At 65.7% G+C, this 15,227-nt stretch carries 18 protein-coding genes; 3 read left to right on the forward strand and 15 right to left on the reverse strand.

The annotated features are described in order from the left end of the window. Positions 1-19 precede the first annotated feature (19 nt). The 14 genes from AB4Y35_RS19655 to AB4Y35_RS19720 form a co-directional block, all read right to left on the reverse strand. A complete protein-coding gene (locus AB4Y35_RS19655) occupies positions 20-652 on the reverse strand; it encodes a membrane integrity-associated transporter subunit PqiC (protein WP_368705555.1) in 633 nt (210 codons plus the stop codon). Then, positions 649-2,271: an intermembrane transport protein PqiB gene (locus AB4Y35_RS19660; RefSeq protein ID WP_368705556.1), complete on the reverse strand. Its 1,623-nt coding sequence runs from the start codon at positions 2,269-2,271 to the stop codon at positions 649-651. Before AB4Y35_RS19660 ends, AB4Y35_RS19655 begins: the two co-directional genes overlap by 4 nt. Continuing rightward, positions 2,255-3,589, reverse strand: coding sequence for a paraquat-inducible protein A (locus AB4Y35_RS19665; RefSeq protein ID WP_368689930.1), 1,335 nt, complete (start codon positions 3,587-3,589; stop codon positions 2,255-2,257). The genes AB4Y35_RS19660 and AB4Y35_RS19665 overlap by 17 nt, the downstream gene beginning before the upstream one ends. A gap of 73 nt (positions 3,590-3,662) precedes the next feature. After that, the gene (locus AB4Y35_RS19670) at positions 3,663-4,049 is read right to left on the reverse strand and encodes a response regulator transcription factor (protein ID WP_368706113.1); all 387 of its coding nucleotides are present in this window, start codon (positions 4,047-4,049) and stop codon (positions 3,663-3,665) included. A 96-nt stretch (positions 4,050-4,145) separates the two neighbouring features. Continuing rightward, positions 4,146-4,736, reverse strand: coding sequence for a hypothetical protein (locus AB4Y35_RS19675; protein WP_368705557.1), 591 nt, complete (start codon positions 4,734-4,736; stop codon positions 4,146-4,148). 12 nt (positions 4,737-4,748) lie between these two features. After that, positions 4,749-5,327 carry a YSC84-related protein gene (locus tag AB4Y35_RS19680; RefSeq protein ID WP_342919815.1) on the reverse strand — a complete coding sequence of 193 codons (579 nt, stop codon included), beginning with the start codon at positions 5,325-5,327 and terminating at the stop codon, positions 4,749-4,751. 189 nt (positions 5,328-5,516) lie between these two features. Beyond that, a complete protein-coding gene (locus tag AB4Y35_RS19685; protein ID WP_342919814.1) occupies positions 5,517-5,990 on the reverse strand; it encodes a glycine zipper family protein in 474 nt (157 codons plus the stop codon). Between the two features lie 289 nt (positions 5,991-6,279). Beyond that, positions 6,280-7,455, reverse strand: coding sequence for a porin (locus tag AB4Y35_RS19690; RefSeq protein WP_368705558.1), 1,176 nt, complete (start codon positions 7,453-7,455; stop codon positions 6,280-6,282). A gap of 197 nt (positions 7,456-7,652) precedes the next feature. Then, positions 7,653-7,937: a DUF3325 domain-containing protein gene (locus AB4Y35_RS19695; RefSeq protein WP_368705559.1), complete on the reverse strand. Its 285-nt coding sequence runs from the start codon at positions 7,935-7,937 to the stop codon at positions 7,653-7,655. Beyond that, complete coding sequence (locus AB4Y35_RS19700) at positions 7,934-9,547, reverse strand: PepSY-associated TM helix domain-containing protein (protein ID WP_368705560.1); 1,614 nt, start codon at positions 9,545-9,547, stop codon at positions 7,934-7,936. The genes AB4Y35_RS19695 and AB4Y35_RS19700 overlap by 4 nt, the downstream gene beginning before the upstream one ends. Beyond that, the gene (locus AB4Y35_RS19705) at positions 9,544-9,888 is read right to left on the reverse strand and encodes a DUF3649 domain-containing protein (RefSeq protein ID WP_368705561.1); all 345 of its coding nucleotides are present in this window, start codon (positions 9,886-9,888) and stop codon (positions 9,544-9,546) included. Before AB4Y35_RS19705 ends, AB4Y35_RS19700 begins: the two co-directional genes overlap by 4 nt. Before the next feature lie 354 nt (positions 9,889-10,242). Continuing rightward, positions 10,243-11,013: an SDR family oxidoreductase gene (locus tag AB4Y35_RS19710; protein WP_368705562.1), complete on the reverse strand. Its 771-nt coding sequence runs from the start codon at positions 11,011-11,013 to the stop codon at positions 10,243-10,245. A gap of 35 nt (positions 11,014-11,048) precedes the next feature. Further along, entirely contained in the window at positions 11,049-11,900 is an 852-nt protein-coding gene (locus AB4Y35_RS19715) for an alpha/beta fold hydrolase (RefSeq protein WP_368705563.1), read from the reverse strand. Positions 11,901-11,934: 34 nt separating this feature from the next. Further along, the gene (locus tag AB4Y35_RS19720) at positions 11,935-12,630 is read right to left on the reverse strand and encodes an alpha/beta hydrolase (RefSeq protein WP_368705564.1); all 696 of its coding nucleotides are present in this window, start codon (positions 12,628-12,630) and stop codon (positions 11,935-11,937) included. A 124-nt stretch (positions 12,631-12,754) separates the two neighbouring features. Here AB4Y35_RS19720 and AB4Y35_RS19725 point away from each other — a divergent pair, with 124 nt between their 5' ends. Together AB4Y35_RS19725 and AB4Y35_RS19730 are read left to right on the forward strand one after the other, a co-directional pair. Further along, positions 12,755-13,387 (forward strand): ABATE domain-containing protein, encoded by a 633-nt coding sequence (locus AB4Y35_RS19725; RefSeq protein ID WP_368705565.1) that lies wholly within the window; start codon positions 12,755-12,757, stop codon positions 13,385-13,387. 67 nt (positions 13,388-13,454) lie between these two features. Further along, the gene (locus tag AB4Y35_RS19730) at positions 13,455-13,646 is read left to right on the forward strand and encodes a hypothetical protein (RefSeq protein WP_368705566.1); all 192 of its coding nucleotides are present in this window, start codon (positions 13,455-13,457) and stop codon (positions 13,644-13,646) included. Positions 13,647-13,746: 100 nt separating this feature from the next. On the opposite strand, the gene AB4Y35_RS19735 is transcribed toward AB4Y35_RS19730, so the two are convergent. Then, entirely contained in the window at positions 13,747-14,406 is a 660-nt protein-coding gene (locus AB4Y35_RS19735) for a glutathione S-transferase family protein (RefSeq protein ID WP_368705567.1), read from the reverse strand. Between the two features lie 173 nt (positions 14,407-14,579). On the opposite strand from AB4Y35_RS19735, the gene AB4Y35_RS19740 reads away from it, so the two are divergent. Next, complete coding sequence (locus AB4Y35_RS19740; protein ID WP_368706114.1) at positions 14,580-15,203, forward strand: glutathione S-transferase family protein; 624 nt, start codon at positions 14,580-14,582, stop codon at positions 15,201-15,203. Positions 15,204-15,227 lie beyond the last annotated feature (24 nt).

Here is a 15,227-nt window from a genome sequence, read left to right on the forward strand (position 1 = left end):
GAGATCCCGCGTGGCGCGCTCACTCCGTCGCGCTGCCAACGGTTGCGTGGTCCGCGCGAATCGCGGCCGCAATGTCGGCGCTGATGGTGGCGAGCGCGCGATCGTGCGCGTCGACGAGCGCGCCGTAGTCCTGGCCCGTCACCTGCTCGTGCGCCACCGTGTGCCCGAGCGTCAGCGCCTGGTGACCCGGCGGGCGCACGACCCATTGCGCATCGATCGTCACCGAATCTCCCAGTACGCTGTCGATGCGCGTGATATCGACGCGAACGCGCCAGACCGGCGGCGTGGCCGCGCCATCGAACGTCGAGACGTGCGCCGTACCGAGCCGCTGCGCAAGGTCCGCGGCAACGACGCGCCCGACGTCCAGTTTGAGCGGCGTGGCCCAGCGCGCGAACTCGTTCATCTGGATCGTGTTGTCCGGATTGCGCGTGACGATTTGCGGGCGATCCACCATATCGGGCACGGTCACGGGGCCGACGATGACATCGAGTGCAGCGGCGCTCGTCGGCACGGCGGGCGACGTGCTGGCCGTTGCGGCGCCCGATTCGTCGGCGCGCAGCGCATAGAACGTGGGCGACGGCGAAGAGCAGCCGGCGAGCCACGCTATCGCAGCGGCGAAAACGGCAGGCAGGGTCGGGTTGCGGCGGTTCACTGCTTGCCTCCAGGTTTGCCTTGCACCACGGCCTCGGGATGGCGCTCGAGATAATCCGTGAGCATGCGCACGGACGCGGCGGTGCGGGCCAGTTCACGCATGGCGTCGCTCGTGTTCTGCTGGAGCTGCGAATCGGGCTGCAAGGCGTCGGTGGCCGAGTTGAGCGTGGATTTTGCCGCCGAGAGCGTGTCGTGCGCCTGCGGCACGACATCGGTACCGAGCTTCGCCACCACGTCGTTCGCGCTTTGCAGCGTGCGCTGCGCACTCGCGCCGATCGCCTCGAACGGAATGCCGTTGAGCTTCGCGAGCAGCCGCGTGAGCGAATCCTGCAGCGACTGCAACGTGCGCGGCACCGTCGGCATCTCGGGCGGCGTTCTCGCCCAGTCGATCTTCGCCTTCGGCGCGTCCGGGAAGACGTCGAACGCGACGTAGAGCTGTCCCGTGAGCGGATTACCCGAGCGCAGCTGGAACCGGAAGCCGCTGGCAACGAGGAACTCGGCAAGCTGGCGCGGCTGCGCAGTGAGGCGCCCGGCCGGCTGGCCGTTCTCGAAGCGCGACGTAAAGCGCTCCGGATACAGGTTGATTTCGACAGGAATGCTGAACTGTTTCTTGACCGGGTCGAAGCGCGTGTAGATGCGTGTGACCTCGCCGATCACGACGCCGCGGAAATCGACGGGCGCGCCGACGGTCAGCCCGCGCACCGAGTCGTAGAACGTCACGACGTAGGTGTCGACTATGCGGTCATGCACCTTCATCGAGTCGGCGTGCGTGGCGTAAAGCTCGAACTTCGATTCGGCGTCGGCCTCGGGCGATTCGCTGCTGGCGTCGTCGGGCATTTCGAACGCCACGCCGCCAATCAGCATCGACACCACCGACTGCGTGTTGATCTGCACGCCATCCGGGCTGAGCGAGACGTCGAGCCCGCTCGCGTGCCAGAAGCGTGTATCGCTGCGCACGAACCTGTCGTAGGGTGCGTTCACGAACACACGCAGCGTCACGCCCTTGCCGTTCGGGTCCATTTCATACGAAGCGATCTGCCCGACCTGGAGACGGCGGAAGAACACCGGCGAGCCGACATCGAGCGAGCCCATGTTCACGCTGTGCAGCACGAATTCGCGCCCCGGAATATCGCTCGGAATCACGGGCGGCACTTCGAGCCCCACGAAGTCGTGGCGCGCCTTGCTGGAGTTGCCTTCATCCATGCCGACAAACGAGCCGGAGAGCAGCGTGCCCAGGCCCGACACCGTGCCGCCCGAAATGCGCGGACGCACGACCCAGAAGCGCGTGTTGTCGACGAGCATGCTCGCCGCATCTTTCACCAGCTCGCCCGTCGCGATCACACGCTTGTGATCGGGCGAGAGCGTGACCGCCTTCACCACGCCGATGTCGACATCCTTGTACTTGATCTTCGTTTTGCCGGCCTCGAGGCCGTCGCCGGTCTTGAAGCTGATCGTGATGGTCGGCCCTTCCTCGATGATCGCCTTGGCGGCGAGCCAGCCGCCAATCAGCACCGCGACGATCGGCACGAGCCAGACGATCTGCATGCGCCAGCGCGAGCCGCGCACCGGCTTCGCCTCGGGCAGGTCCGGCAAGGAATTGTCGTTACCGGGCGCTGCCATTTTCGCGCTCCATCGCGTCCCAGATGAGACGCGGGTCGAACATGTTCGCGGCGAACATCGTGAGGATCACGACGGCGCCGAAAGCGATCGCCGCGGGGCCCGCCTTGATCGTGGCGAGCGCGTTGAACTGCACCAGCGCGACGAGCATCGTGATCACGTAGATGTCGAGCATCGACCAGCGGCCGACCAGTTCGATCAGCCGGTAGATGCGCGTGCGCTGCTCGGGCAGCCATGTCCAGCGGCGCTGCGTGGTCCACGTCAGATACGAAAGCCCGAGAATCTTCAGCATGGGCACGGCGATGCTGGCAATGAACACGAGCAGCGCAAGCGGCCAGGAACCCGACACCCACAGATACACCACGCCGCTCATGATCGTGTCCTTCTGCGTGCCGAACAGCGAACTCGTGTCCATGACGGGCAGTACGTTCGCCGGGACGTACAGCACCATCGCCGCGACCAGCAGCGCCCAGGTGCGCGAGAGGCTCGCGACCTTGCGCATATGCAGCGCGCTGCCGCAGCGCGGGCACGTCGCCGCATGCGCCGCCGCTGGCATGCGCGCGAGCATCCCGCATGCATGGCAGCGCGCGATGCCGCACGCGGCGCCCGTGAGCGGGCCTGCGGCGTGCTCCCCGCGCGTTCCGGCCGCCTCGCCAGACGCGAAGTTCGTCGTCACGCCGGGCGCGTCGGGCACCCTGACCGCGCTGGCCGGCTGCGTCGCCCGCGCCACACGCGACCAGAACTGGCGCGCGTCGAACGCCGCGCTCGCGCCCGCGAGCACCAGCATCAACGCGCCGAACGACCACAACGCAACGCCCGTCACGACCGTGGCGATATGGGACAGCTTCACGAGCGCGACCAGCAGGCCGAGTATCAGCACCTCGGTCATGCCCCAGGGCCGTGCGATGTACATCGCACGAAACAGGAGCGGCGCCTGCCACGGCGCGCGATTCATCGCGAGCGGCACGAGGAGGGCGAGCAGACACACGACCTGCATGCCCGGCATGAAGATCGTCGTGGCGAACACCAGCGCCGCGATGGGCCACATGCCGTCGAGATAGAGAATCTCGACCGCATGCCACAGCGTCGTGCGCACGAGATTGCCGTTCACCGAGAGCCCGACGATCGGATACAGGTTGGAAATGACGAACAGCACGAGCGCGCCCAACGCGAACGCGAGCGCACGGCCGAGGCTTTCCGGTAGATTCCTTTCGAGTTCGGCGTTACAGCGCAGGCAGCGCAGCGTGCCCCCCGGCGGGCAAGGCGCGCCGCGCTGCATGAGATCGCAGTCGTGGCAGACAAGAAGCTCGGCGCGCTTCATTGCGGGGCCTCCCGGAATCCGGTCGTGGCGTGGTCGATTCATCGTCGCTGTACCGATTCGGCATGCGGGGGCGTCAGCCCGGTGGCAGCACGCCAAGCACTGCATGGACCGCGCCGATGAGCGCGGAGTCGTCGAACGGCTTGCGCAGGTACGCAACCGCGCCGGCCGCCTGTGCCTGCTCGCGCACGCGCGCATCGTCGTGCGCCGTGATCACGATGCACTGGATGCCGGTGCCGCCCAGCCGGCGCTGTACCTCGATACCGTTGATGCCGGGCATCTGGATATCGAGAACCACGCACGCCGGCGCGTGGGGCGCCGCGGCCGCCAGCGCGTCGAGAAAGGCCTCGCCGCTGGTGTACACGTCGGAGTCGATGCCGACCGATTTCAACAGGCGCTGGATCGCTCGCCCGACCGACTCCTCGTCGTCGACGACGGCCACGGATCGTGTCACGTTGTTCATTTGACTTAGCGTTCGGTTACCGGTGAGGACAGCCAGAGCGGCGCCGCCGTGCGCGCCGACCGGCATCCTGAGCGCAAGCGGCTGCCCCATGCGCGACTACTTGTGTTGTGCAGGCTTGACGGATACGGCGAACGCTTCCGTATACACTGCCTCGACCTGATCGCCGACCTGCACGTTTGCAAGCTGTTGCGGATCCTCGACCCGCAGGTCCATCGTCCCCCCTTCGGGTCCCATCAGGGTGACCGTTTTCGTTTTGGTGTCGACCGCCACGACATTCGCCGTGACCTTCACCTCACGCCCGACCATGCCGCCGGGCTTCTCGCCGGCAGCCGCCCGCTCGACCTGCGGCGTTTCCTGCACCGAGGTCTCGCCGCCGCCGCCCTTCTTCAGGCTCAGCGTGAGCGATTCCTTATAGGTCATCGTCACGACATCGCCGACCTTTAGTTGGTCGAAGTTTCTGACTTCCGGTCCCAGCTCGGCTTCGACCAGCTTGCCGTCGTGACGCTTGAGCGTGACGGTGCGGGTGTCGGTGTCGATCTTCGTGATGGTCGCCGTCACCTTGTGCATGCCGGTGACGGTCGCCTTGCCCGGCTCGTGCGTCACGTTGGCCGTCGTCTGGCCCTGGGCCGCGGCAAGCTGCGCCGCGGCTACGATGACTGCGGAAACAATCCATTTGAGGTACGGCATCGCGACCTCCTGTTACAAATCGAGCTTCGTCACCTTGGTGCCGGCGACCGACGCATCGGCCATGATGCCCGTATTGGTCATCACGATCGCCTGGACCGGCGCCGTTGCGGTTCTCGTGTCGATCTGCCCGTTCGCACCGACCTTGACGAGCGTAACGGCAACGTCGCCGCCAACCGACCAGCCCTTCGAGTTGCGGAATTTGTCGAGCGACTCCTGCGTCATGAAGAGGAAGATCACGGCGGTGGACTGCACCCCTGCCTGCAAGCCGAACGAAGCGGCCGCCGTGCTGTAGTAACCGACCGTCGATCCGCCTACGCGCAACGCACCCTGGCCATACGACCCGCCGATAATGAACGCTGCCTTGCCGACCGATGGAAACACCAGTACGCCTTGCGACTTGGACACGAGTTCCTGCGAGCCCGGGACCGTCGAGAACAGCCGGGACATCGTGCCGTCCACGGCCGCATCGATCTCCTGGCGTTTCGCCGCGTCGGTCGCGCCGCTCGTCCCACTGCTCGTGGTCGTGCTGCAACCCGCTGCAGCCAGCCCAGCCGCGGCCGCCGCCGTAAGCACAAAAATCCGTCGCTTCATTGTTGTCCTCCATTGAGTTTAGACAGCCCGGATACGGCACTCACGCATGCGGATCGAACGTCACGCGGAAATGAGACGTTGCTCGCACATCGTTGCTCATCGTTCAGTTACATAGTCGCAGACGCGGCGCACAGGACAAATCGGACCTTGGTCTTACGCCGCCGCGAGCCACAGCAAGCATCGCGGCCGCTACTGGACCGTGTAGCCGCGCCCTTGCATGCACGCGGCAAAGGCGCGGTTGAACGTGTCGATTGCGCCCTGCTGCTGTTGCTGGGCGTTGGCCTGCTGGGCACGCCGTTCCTGCCGCGCACGCGAGCCGCCCACCATCGTGCCGGCCGCCGCGCCCACTGCAGCGCCCTTGCCCGCGTCGCCGGTGATCGCGCCGATCACCGCGCCGCCCGCCGCGCCGCGCGCCGCGCCCTGGACACGCTGGCCGCCGCCCACGGCCGGGCCCGAAGGCGGCGGTGGCGTCGACGCAACCTGCTTCGGGTCGATACCCGTGTTGCTCTTCGCCCACGAGTAGCACGCCGATTCGTCCGCATGCTGTTGCTGCGCACTCTGCCCTTTCGCCGGATAGGCGATAGGCGTTGCCTGCGCGGCACTCATCGCAAGCAGCACGGCGGCGCACAGGGCGCCGGTCCGACGATTTATATAGGTATCCATATCAACTCCTTGAGCGCGTGCGAGAGCGCGCCGATTACGCCTGCTGCTATCGGCGGGAGGTTGGGAAGCGACAGTCGTGCCGACGGCACGACGCCCGAATGCGGGCAAGCACCGCGCCGTGCGACCGGCGCAGTGGTCCATTCAATGATGTGGGAGCGGCACGGCGAAGACAATCAGACCATGGTCCTACCGCCAGCCACAGCGGCTGACAGGCGCCATGAAGCGCCCGCCAGCGCACGGCCGGTACGGCCATGCGGTGTGGCGGGCGTAGAAGAGAGACGGCGGGGAATCAGAACTTGTGGCGAATGCCGAGGCTCACCATGATTTGCGAACTCGAACTGCCGTTCAGCCCGTAGTCCGCCACGGAAGCGACCGCGGTGGTCAGAATGGAACCCGTTGCGGTCGGTACGCGCTGCGTGCCGTTGGCGTGCTGCCACGCGCCGACCAGGTACACGTCGGTCCGCTTGGAGAGGTTGTAGTCGCCGCCCAGCGAGACCTGGTTATAGGTCGCCGAGGTGTCGCCTGCGCTGTGCGTCCACGTATAGCCGACACCGATGAGCGACGCCGGCGTGAGCGCATAGTTCACGAAACCGCCAGCGACGTTGTAGCGCTGGTTGGATGGGAAAAGCGATTGCGCATCGGCCTTGTACTGCGCATTGCTATACCGGCCGCCGAACGTCCACGGTCCGGCCACGTATTGCAGCGCGACGGAGCCAATGCCGACCCATTTGGCGGTTTCGTAAGCGAGGTTCTGGAAACCGCCGTCGAAGGTGCCGTCCGAAGTGCTGGTCCAGCCGGTGCGAGGAATCGTGGAGTTGGCGTTAGTCATACGGACGTAGCCCGCCGCGATGCTGAACGGGCCAGTCACATAGCTCGCGGCCGCCGACCAGGTCTGCTGCGAACCGGTCGCGCCCGCCACGCCGCCAAACGCATACATGCCTTCGATCTGGAAGCCCGCGAATTGCGGCGAGAGATACTTGATCGCATTGTTCGTACGAGAGCTGTTGTCGTTGTTGTCGACGTCGCCCGGCGTCGTGAAGGTGCTGCCCCAGTAATTGTCTGCGGTAAGCGGCTGGACCATGTCGACGACCGGGTCGTACTGGCGACCCAGTGTCAGCGTTCCATACTGCTGGTGCGTCAATCCAACGAAGGCTTGACGGCCAAATAGCAAGGTATTGCCGTTGTAGCTGCCCATCTTGCCGCTATTGATATCGAATCCGCTTTCCAGCTGGAAGATCGCCTTCAGGCCGCCGCCCAGATCCTCCGTTCCCTTCAAGCCCCAGCGGGACCCCTGCAGATTGCCGCCTTGCATCCGATACAGGTTGTTGCCCTGAGCGTCGGCGTTGTGGACGAACTGAAAGGCTTCGTCGATCACGCCGTACAGGGTAACGCTGCTTTGCGCTTGAGCGACCGGCGCCAGCATGGTGAGCGGAACAGGAAGCAACATAAGCGCAAGCTTTTTCATGTTTGCAACTCCTTCACGCACCGGGTAATCGGTATTCCTATATTAGTCGCTTGCTCCGGAACGACCCCCGCGTGAAATTGGTGCCGTTGTCGGCGCAAGACACCCAATGCAACGTGAATGAAGGACGGCGTTCTGTAACCGCAGCTTAAATAAGGCATTGAAACCGGCATGTTTGCAAATACCGCGACGCCCTTCCGTCACCGCGCCGATGTTCGCTGCGCATAAACGATCAGGAGTCCATACACGATGCCTGCTGCGAGACTCGTGCAGCCGCTATACCAGACGAGCCCGAGCGCCCAGCCCTTCGCCGCCACCGCAAGCCACAGTGCAACAAGCAACGCGCACCATCCGGCACCGCGCAGAACGCGGGAAAGCACGGCGGGCAACCGCGCGCCGAACAGCGCCTCCTGATGACGCTCCATGGCCGTCGCGAGGCATGCAAAGGCGGGCACGCACAACACCAAAGCGAAAAGCGGCATCATGCGTCCTCCTGCGCCGCAAGCGCACTCTCGCGGCGCTTGCCCGCCGCCTTCGCACGCGGCCGGTGGCGCGCCGCGCGCATCGCGAGCGCGGCGTGCAGCGCGGCGAGCGCCCACATCATCAGATCGAAGCCGGCATAGACCCAGTCGCCATTCGCGAGGCTGCGCCAGAGCGGGCGCTGGGTCGTCAACGCATTGAGCACGGGCAACAACGCCAGCAACGCAGACGCGAACCACAGCAACTCGATCCACGCGCGTTTCGCGGGGCGCGCGAGCGCGTAAAGCAGCGTAGCCGCCCAGATCGCGAAGAACGCGTTGATTTCGGCTTCGGCCCGATGCGTCAGCGCAACCGGCAGCAGGCGGTTGGCCCACAAATAGCCTGTCATCGCGATGGAAAGGCCGGCGATGCTCGCGATATTCAGGCGCTCCACGAGGCGAAAGCCGAAGTACGGCCGCTCGGGATCGGGCAGCTTCTGGCGGCGCTTCACGGTCCACATCACGAGGCCGGTACCGACCATCGCCGTGCCCGCGAGACTCACGATGAAATACAGCCAGCGCAACTGCAGGTCGCTGAAGCGCCCCATATGCAGCGCGTACAGCACACCGCGTGTTTCTGCCGCGCCGCCGACGCTATCCTTCACGTCGAGCAATTTGCCGCTCACGCCATCGAACAGCAGGTACTGCGGGCTCATCGACACGCGCGCCGCCTCGCCCCGCGCAACCGCCACGCGCGCGCTAGCGTCGCCGGGGTTCGTCACCGTCACGCGCAACACGTTGTCGCGTCCCCAGCGCGCCTGTGCTTCGCGCACCATCGCGTCGACCGGCGCGAGCGGGGCTTTTACGCCGAGCGGACTGCCGGGCTGGATATACGCGCTCATCTGCGCGGTCAGCGCTTCGCGCTGCGCAGGCGTCTTCAGTGCGGTTTGCGCGCCCCAGGGCATGTACATCGTCATCAACGTGACGAGGCCCGTGTACGTGATCATGAGGTGAAACGGCAGGCCGAATACCGAAAGCGCGTTATGGGCGTCGAGCCAGGAACGCTGGCCCTTGCCCCAGCGGAACGTGAAGAAGTCGACGAAGATCTTCTTGTGCGTGATCACGCCGCTCACGATCGCCACCAGCATGAACATCGCGCACAGGCCCGCCAGCCAGCGTCCCCACATCACCGGCAGGTAATAGAACTGGAAATGGAAGCGATAGAAGAACTCGCCGCCCAGTGTGTCGCGCGCGCTGACCTTTGCGCCCGTGGCGGGATCGAAGGTCGCTTCGCCGAAGGCGCGCTGGCCTGACGCCGTCGCCGGCATGCGCCAGAACGCGCTGGCGATATTGCTGCGCGCGGTCGGCAGCTGCATGCTCCACTGCGGGCTGCCCGCCGCGAGCGTTGCGAGCGTGCCGCTCACGCGCTGCGCGACGGCGGCGGGGTCGGGCGGGACCTGCTGATGTGCGAGTTCGGGCCGCATCCATTGCGAGATCTCCTCCTTGAAGTAGCTGACCGTGCCAGTCAGGAACATCGCGTAGAGAATCCAGCCGACGAGCAGGCCGGCCCACGTATGGAGATCGGACATGCTCTGGCGCACGCCGCGCGCTTGCGGTTGTTTTTCCGGGTGTTTCATTGGTGCGCGCCTCCCGTCGCCGCTGCAACCGCTGCGGCAGACGTTGCGTGCGCAACCGGCGACGAAGCCCACCATGCCGCCAGCGCGAGCGGCAGCGCCACGAGCAACAGACCGGCCCACGCGCGCCGTGCACTGCGCGCGAGAAAAACCCAGATCACGGCGCCTACGTAGAAAACGAAGCTCGCGAGCATGCCCGTGATGACGCCTTGCGGCGCGCTCATCGGCAGCGCGAGCGCAGCCACGCTCGCGAGGGCGCCCAGCGCATAGCCGCCGAATATGGCGGCGGCGATACGCGCGGCAAGCGGGCCCACGCGGCGCAAGCGGTCGAGCGCGGCGCTCATGCCCCCGCCCGCACGACTGCAGCGGCGTCCCCCGACGACCGCGTAGTCAACACCCACCCCGCCAAATCTCGTTTCATGACCTTTCCTGCAAGCTTGAGATGTCGATCTGCACCGGACGCGGCGGCCTGCGAAGGCGCGCGCCGATGCTCACCTGCGCTTCACGCGAGGTGTCCGGATCGTATTGGGGGGCGTTGATGTATTACCGACGAGGTCGTGATGATACCCCGTGCGCGCAATGTGGGCAAAACGGAGGGCCCGAGCGCAAACGCAGGCGAGCGCCTGCGTCATCTGTTGTACGCACATCCATCCGGTAATGCGAGGCGCGCCAGTGCGGGAACCAGCGCGCCTCGCCGCTCAGATCGACTTGACCTCGCCGCCGTCCATCCTGAGCGTCGTGCCGGTCATCCAGTGCGCGCCCGGCGAGACGATGAACGCCATCAGTTCGGCGATTTCCCCGGGCATGCCGTAGCGCGCAATGCCGGCTTCGGCCGGGAACTTCGCCGTGGCTTCCTCGACGCTCATGTCATGCAGCGGCGCCCAGTGCTCCAGATACGACTGGCGGCGGCCCGTCATCACGGGGCCGGGCAGCACGCTGTTGACCTGCACGCCGTCCGCGATGCCGCGATCCGAAAAGGCCTTCGCCAGCGCGACGATCGCCGCGTTGATCGTGCCCACGGCCGCATAAGGCGCCTTCGGGAACACGGCCGAATTGCCCGACATCAGCACGACCGCGCCCGAGCTGGCCTTCAGCGCCGGCCACGCTTCGATCGTCAAGCGTCGCGCACCGTGCAGTTTGAGCGCGAGACCGCGCTCCCATTGCTCGTCGGTCATTTCAAACAGATCGATTTGCGGCACCGCGCCCGCAATGTTGAGCAAGGCGTCGATCCGTCCGTACGCCGCGAGCGTTTGCTCGACCACTTGCCGCGCAGCATCGGCAAGCGAGAGATCGATGTCGATGACGAGCGCCTCGGCGCCCGCGTCCCTCACCTGCGCGGCGGTCTCTTCGAGCTGCTCGCGGCTGCGCGCCACCACGGCGATCGCGTCGAAGTCACGCGCCAGCCTCACGGCCGTCGACCGGCCAATACCCTGGCTTGCGCCCGTTACGATTGCGACTTTTTCGGCCATCTTCCCGCTCCTCATTCGATCAGTATTGCCAACCATCACCCGAGAAATTCCGTGATCGCCGTGGCGATCTCGTCGGCGTGCGTTTCCAGTGCGAAGTGGCCGGTGTCGAAAAAGCGCACCACGGCTTGCGGCAAGTCGCGCTTGAATGCCTCCGCGCCCGGAGGCAGGAAGAACGGATCGTTCTTGCCCCACACGGCGAGAAACGGCGGCCGATGCGTGCGGAAATACGCCTGAAACTCGGGGTAGAGCGCGACGTTGTTCCGATAGTCGCGGAACAAATCGAGCTGGATCTCGTGCGCGCCGGGGCGGTTCATATAGTAGTCGTCGAGCGAATAGCCGTCCGGCGACACCGCCGACGCATCGGGCACGCCGTGCGTGTATTGCCAGATCGTCGCTTCGCGCGAGAGCATCGCACGCAGTGCCTCGCGATTGGCCGGCGACGCGTCCTGCCAGTAGGCGCGAATCGGATTCCAGCCGTCGCTCAGGCCTTCCTCGTAGGCGTTGCCGTTTTGCGAAATGATCGCCGTGATGCGCTCGGGATGCGCGAGCGCGAGGCGAAAGCCCGTGGGCGCACCGTAGTCGAACACGTAGACCGCGAACCGGTCGAAACCGATGTGCTCGGTGAAGCGCCCCATCACCTTCGCGATGTTCTCGAACGTGTACGCGAACTGGTCCCGGTCCGGCAGGTCCGATTGACCGAAGCCCGGCAGATCCGGCGCGACGATATGAAAGCGGTCGGCCAGCTTCGGAATGAGGTCGCGGAACATGTGGCCGGCACTCGGAAAGCCGTGCAACAGCAGGAGCTTCGGCGCGCCGACGCGCCCGGCTTCCCGGTAGAACACGTTGAAGCCGTCGACATCGGCACGGCGGTAGGCAATGGCAGGCATGGATTCCTCCAGAGGTGAACGGAAAACCGCGCGTTTAGCGCGAAGAGACGGACCGAACGGCTTCGGCAATGACCTCGGCCACGGCATCGGGCGCCGTGACGCTTGGCGTGTGATCGACTTCATGGACGCGGATCTGGGCGTTCATCCGGCTGGCCATGAAGCGCTGCGTATCGGGATCGATCATGCGGTCCTCGCCCGCGACGAGAAACCAGGCCGGCCGGTCTCTCCAGAGCGGCCGCGCCACCGCTTCGCCAATACACGCCGCCGCAATCGGGCGCTGGATCGCGGCGAGCGCCGCCGCCTCGTGCGCGGTGGCGTGCTGCGCGAACGCGTTCGCAAACGCCTCCTGCGGCAGCCAGATCCAGCCGTGCCGGTCGGGCGCGAGTTGCGGTGCCTGCGGGTGCGTCTTGCCGCGATAGAACACGTCGGCCACCGTTTCGCCTTCGTCGGGCGCGAGCGCGGCCACGTACACCAGCGCCGCGACGTTCGCAGCACGCGTGGCGCCGATCACGGCCCCCGCGTACGCGTGGCCGGCCAGCACGACCGGCCCCTCGACCCGTTCGAGCGTGCGCTCGAGCGCCGCCACGTCGTCCCCGAGCGATGCGAGCGGCAGCGGCGCCGCCACGGCGTCGATGCCCAACCGGTTCAGCCGCTCGATCACCTTGCTCCAGCTCGACCCATCCGCCCAGGCGCCGTGCGCCAGCACCACGCTCGTTTTGCCGTGAGACATGCTTCGCTCCTTGTGTAACCGTATTGATGATGTTTTAGAGGTTACTCACCAGAGATGTAACTTGTCAAGTACGATTTGTGTGGTTACACTGAATGCACCCTGATTACCCTTTTGCGGCAAGAAAATGGACTTCCGTCCCATACCGGCGATATTCGTGGCCGACGCGCCGGGGCTCGACTTCCTGAACTCGGTTGCTACACCGGTAGACGTGCCGATCGACTGGATCGCCGACGGCGAAGGTTTGCTGTCCTGGCTCGAACAGGCGGGCATGGTCGCCGCACCGGTGCTTGCCGCCCTGCGCGCGCAGTTCACCGCGGGTGAGTTCGACGCCGTGGCGGGCGAGGCGCGCGCGCTACGCGAATGGTTCAGGCGCTTCGTGCGGGAAAGAAAAGGTCGGCCGCTCGCTGGCGCCGATCTGGGCGAACTCGCGCCGCTCAACGAGTTGCTTGCGCGTGACGACCGCTATGGCGAAGTCGTTGCGGCCGGCAGTGAGGGCGCGGCGGCGTTCGAATACCGCGTGAATCGCCGCTGGAATACGCCGGAATCGCTCTTGATGCCCATTGCCGAGGCGCTGGCGAAACTCGTCTGCGAGCAGGACTTCACGCACGTGAAAGCCTGCGAAGGCCCGAAATGCACGCTGCTGTTCGCCGACCACACGCGCGGGCACGCGCGCCGCTGGTGCAGCATGGCGATCTGCGGGAATCGCGCGAAAGTTGCCGCGCACCGCAAACGGCTCAAGGAGCGCGAAAGCGCTTAGGGCCGATTCACGCGCCGGGCGCGGGCCTTGCGGGGTCAGGCGGGTCTACCGGAACGGGAGAGGAACGATGACCGCCAGCACCCCAAAGCCCGATGAACATGGCGCCAGCCAGGCCAGCGAAAAACCGCAGCAGAAACACACCGAGCACAGCGACGACCAGCGCAGCGCCATGCCCGAACGCGATGACAAGTCGCGCAAGCAGTCGCCCGCCGACCGCCCCGGCAAGCAGTCCGGCGAAGGGGAGCCTTCGGTGGGCTGATTCCGCTGTCTGTAAAGCGAAAGAGGCTTGCATGGCATCGCGCAAGCCTCTTTCACAATGCTGCCCCGTATACTTCGCATCCCTTAGTGAAATTGCGTTCTCAATCGCGATCCGGCGCACCGAGCGGAAAGAGCGGACGATACGGCCGCGCCTCGTTCACGGCCCGCGCGAAGGAGGGCCGCGCGAGCAGGCGCTCGCGATAGGCACGCAGCACGGGATACGCCGGGGCGATGCGATGCGTCCAGTCCGCGTAGAAAAGCGACGAAGACGCGGCGCAGTCGGCCATCGTATAGTCCTCGCCCGCCGCCCACGTTTTGCCAGCGAGGTGGCCTTCGAGCCATGCGTAGGCGAGTTCGAGCTTTTCCTCCGCGAAGGCGCGCCCTTCGTCGCGCCGCGCCGGGTCGCCGGTCAACGCGCCGTCCACGGCGCGTTGCACGGGCGTCATGACGTGCAGGTCGAAGAAGCGGTCGAGAAAGCGCACGTCGAGCGCGGCCATGGGATCGGCGGGCAGCAGGCGCACCGGCCCGGGATGCGCGAGCTGCAGGTATTCGATGATGATGCTGGTTTCCGCAACGTTGCGCTCGCCGTCCACGAGCACCGGAAACTTGCGCAGCGGCCAGCGTTGCAGCCACTGCGCCGTATGCTCGGGCGAATCCGGACCGACGCCGCGGAACTCGAAAGGCGTGTCGTTCTCGTACAGCGCGATGAGCACCTTCTGCGTGTACGAGGAAAACGGATGACCATATAGCGCGAGCGACATCGTTGAGTCTCCTGGTTCGAGCCGGGGGAAGTCGTTGAACCATGCACCGCTTGCGTGCGGATTGCAAGCGTTGCCGGGAACTGGAGCGGCGCAGGTTCGGGGAACTGTACATGGCCGCGGCCACATGCATGACGTATCGTGCACGGGCGCGGCCCCCTCTTTTTCCTTTCGATATGCTCAACATCCTCGGCAAAGCATCGTCCATCAACGTTCGCAAGGTGCTCTGGACCTGTGTCGAACTGAACCTCCCCTTCGAGCGTGAGGATTGGGGCTCGGGCCTTCGCTCGACGCATACGCCGGCGTTCCTCGCCTTGAATCCCAACGCGCTCGTGCCGGTCATCAGAGATGGCGATTTCGTTCTGTGGGAGTCGAACACCATCATCCGCTATCTGGCGTCGCGCTATGGCGGCGCGCATCTCTATCCTGCCGATGCGGTTGAGCGGGCTCGCGTCGATCAATGGATGGACTGGCAGGCGACCGACCTGAACCGTTCGTGGAGCTATGCATTTCTCGCCCGGGTCAGAGTGTCGCCGGCTCACCAGACACCCGGCGAAATCGCGCTTTCCATCGAGAACTGGGCCCGGCACATGCGCATTCTCGACGCGCGGCTGCAGGCGACCGGCGCGTTCGTCGCCGGCGCGCAATTCTCGCTTGCCGATATTCCCGTCGGGTTGTCGGTGAACCGCTGGTTCGGCACGCCGTTCGAGCATCCGCATTTGCCGGCTGTTTCTGCCTATTTCGAACGGCTGGCCGAACGGCCCGGGTTTGCCGCGCATTGCGCAAACGGGACGCCGTGAGGAACGGCACGGGCCGCAGGTCGA

The sequence above is a fragment of the Paraburkholderia sp. EG286A genome (assembly GCF_040965375.1).
GTDB lineage: Bacteria > Pseudomonadota > Gammaproteobacteria > Burkholderiales > Burkholderiaceae > Paraburkholderia.

Excerpts from the sequence above, each read along its gene's own strand:
- AB4Y35_RS19660 (WP_368705556.1), bottom strand. The coding sequence starts at position 2,271 with ATGGCAGCGCCCGGTAACGACAATTCCTTGCCGGACCTGCCCGAGGCG.
- AB4Y35_RS19665 (WP_368689930.1), bottom strand. The coding sequence starts at position 3,589 with ATGAAGCGCGCCGAGCTTCTTGTCTGCCACGACTGCGATCTCATGCAG.
- AB4Y35_RS19670 (WP_368706113.1), bottom strand. The coding sequence starts at position 4,049 with ATGAACAACGTGACACGATCCGTGGCCGTCGTCGACGACGAGGAGTCG.
- AB4Y35_RS19675 (WP_368705557.1), bottom strand. The coding sequence starts at position 4,736 with ATGCCGTACCTCAAATGGATTGTTTCCGCAGTCATCGTAGCCGCGGCG.
- AB4Y35_RS19680 (WP_342919815.1), bottom strand. The coding sequence starts at position 5,327 with ATGAAGCGACGGATTTTTGTGCTTACGGCGGCGGCCGCGGCTGGGCTG.
- AB4Y35_RS19685 (WP_342919814.1), bottom strand. The coding sequence starts at position 5,990 with ATGGATACCTATATAAATCGTCGGACCGGCGCCCTGTGCGCCGCCGTG.
- AB4Y35_RS19690 (WP_368705558.1), bottom strand. The coding sequence starts at position 7,455 with ATGAAAAAGCTTGCGCTTATGTTGCTTCCTGTTCCGCTCACCATGCTG.
- AB4Y35_RS19695 (WP_368705559.1), bottom strand. The coding sequence starts at position 7,937 with ATGATGCCGCTTTTCGCTTTGGTGTTGTGCGTGCCCGCCTTTGCATGC.
- AB4Y35_RS19700 (WP_368705560.1), bottom strand. The coding sequence starts at position 9,547 with ATGAAACACCCGGAAAAACAACCGCAAGCGCGCGGCGTGCGCCAGAGC.
- AB4Y35_RS19705 (WP_368705561.1), bottom strand. The coding sequence starts at position 9,888 with ATGAGCGCCGCGCTCGACCGCTTGCGCCGCGTGGGCCCGCTTGCCGCG.
- AB4Y35_RS19710 (WP_368705562.1), bottom strand. The coding sequence starts at position 11,013 with ATGGCCGAAAAAGTCGCAATCGTAACGGGCGCAAGCCAGGGTATTGGC.
- AB4Y35_RS19715 (WP_368705563.1), bottom strand. The coding sequence starts at position 11,900 with ATGCCTGCCATTGCCTACCGCCGTGCCGATGTCGACGGCTTCAACGTG.
- AB4Y35_RS19720 (WP_368705564.1), bottom strand. The coding sequence starts at position 12,630 with ATGTCTCACGGCAAAACGAGCGTGGTGCTGGCGCACGGCGCCTGGGCG.
- AB4Y35_RS19725 (WP_368705565.1), top strand. The coding sequence starts at position 12,755 with ATGGACTTCCGTCCCATACCGGCGATATTCGTGGCCGACGCGCCGGGG.
- AB4Y35_RS19730 (WP_368705566.1), top strand. The coding sequence starts at position 13,455 with ATGACCGCCAGCACCCCAAAGCCCGATGAACATGGCGCCAGCCAGGCC.
- AB4Y35_RS19735 (WP_368705567.1), bottom strand. The coding sequence starts at position 14,406 with ATGTCGCTCGCGCTATATGGTCATCCGTTTTCCTCGTACACGCAGAAG.
- AB4Y35_RS19740 (WP_368706114.1), top strand. The coding sequence starts at position 14,580 with ATGCTCAACATCCTCGGCAAAGCATCGTCCATCAACGTTCGCAAGGTG.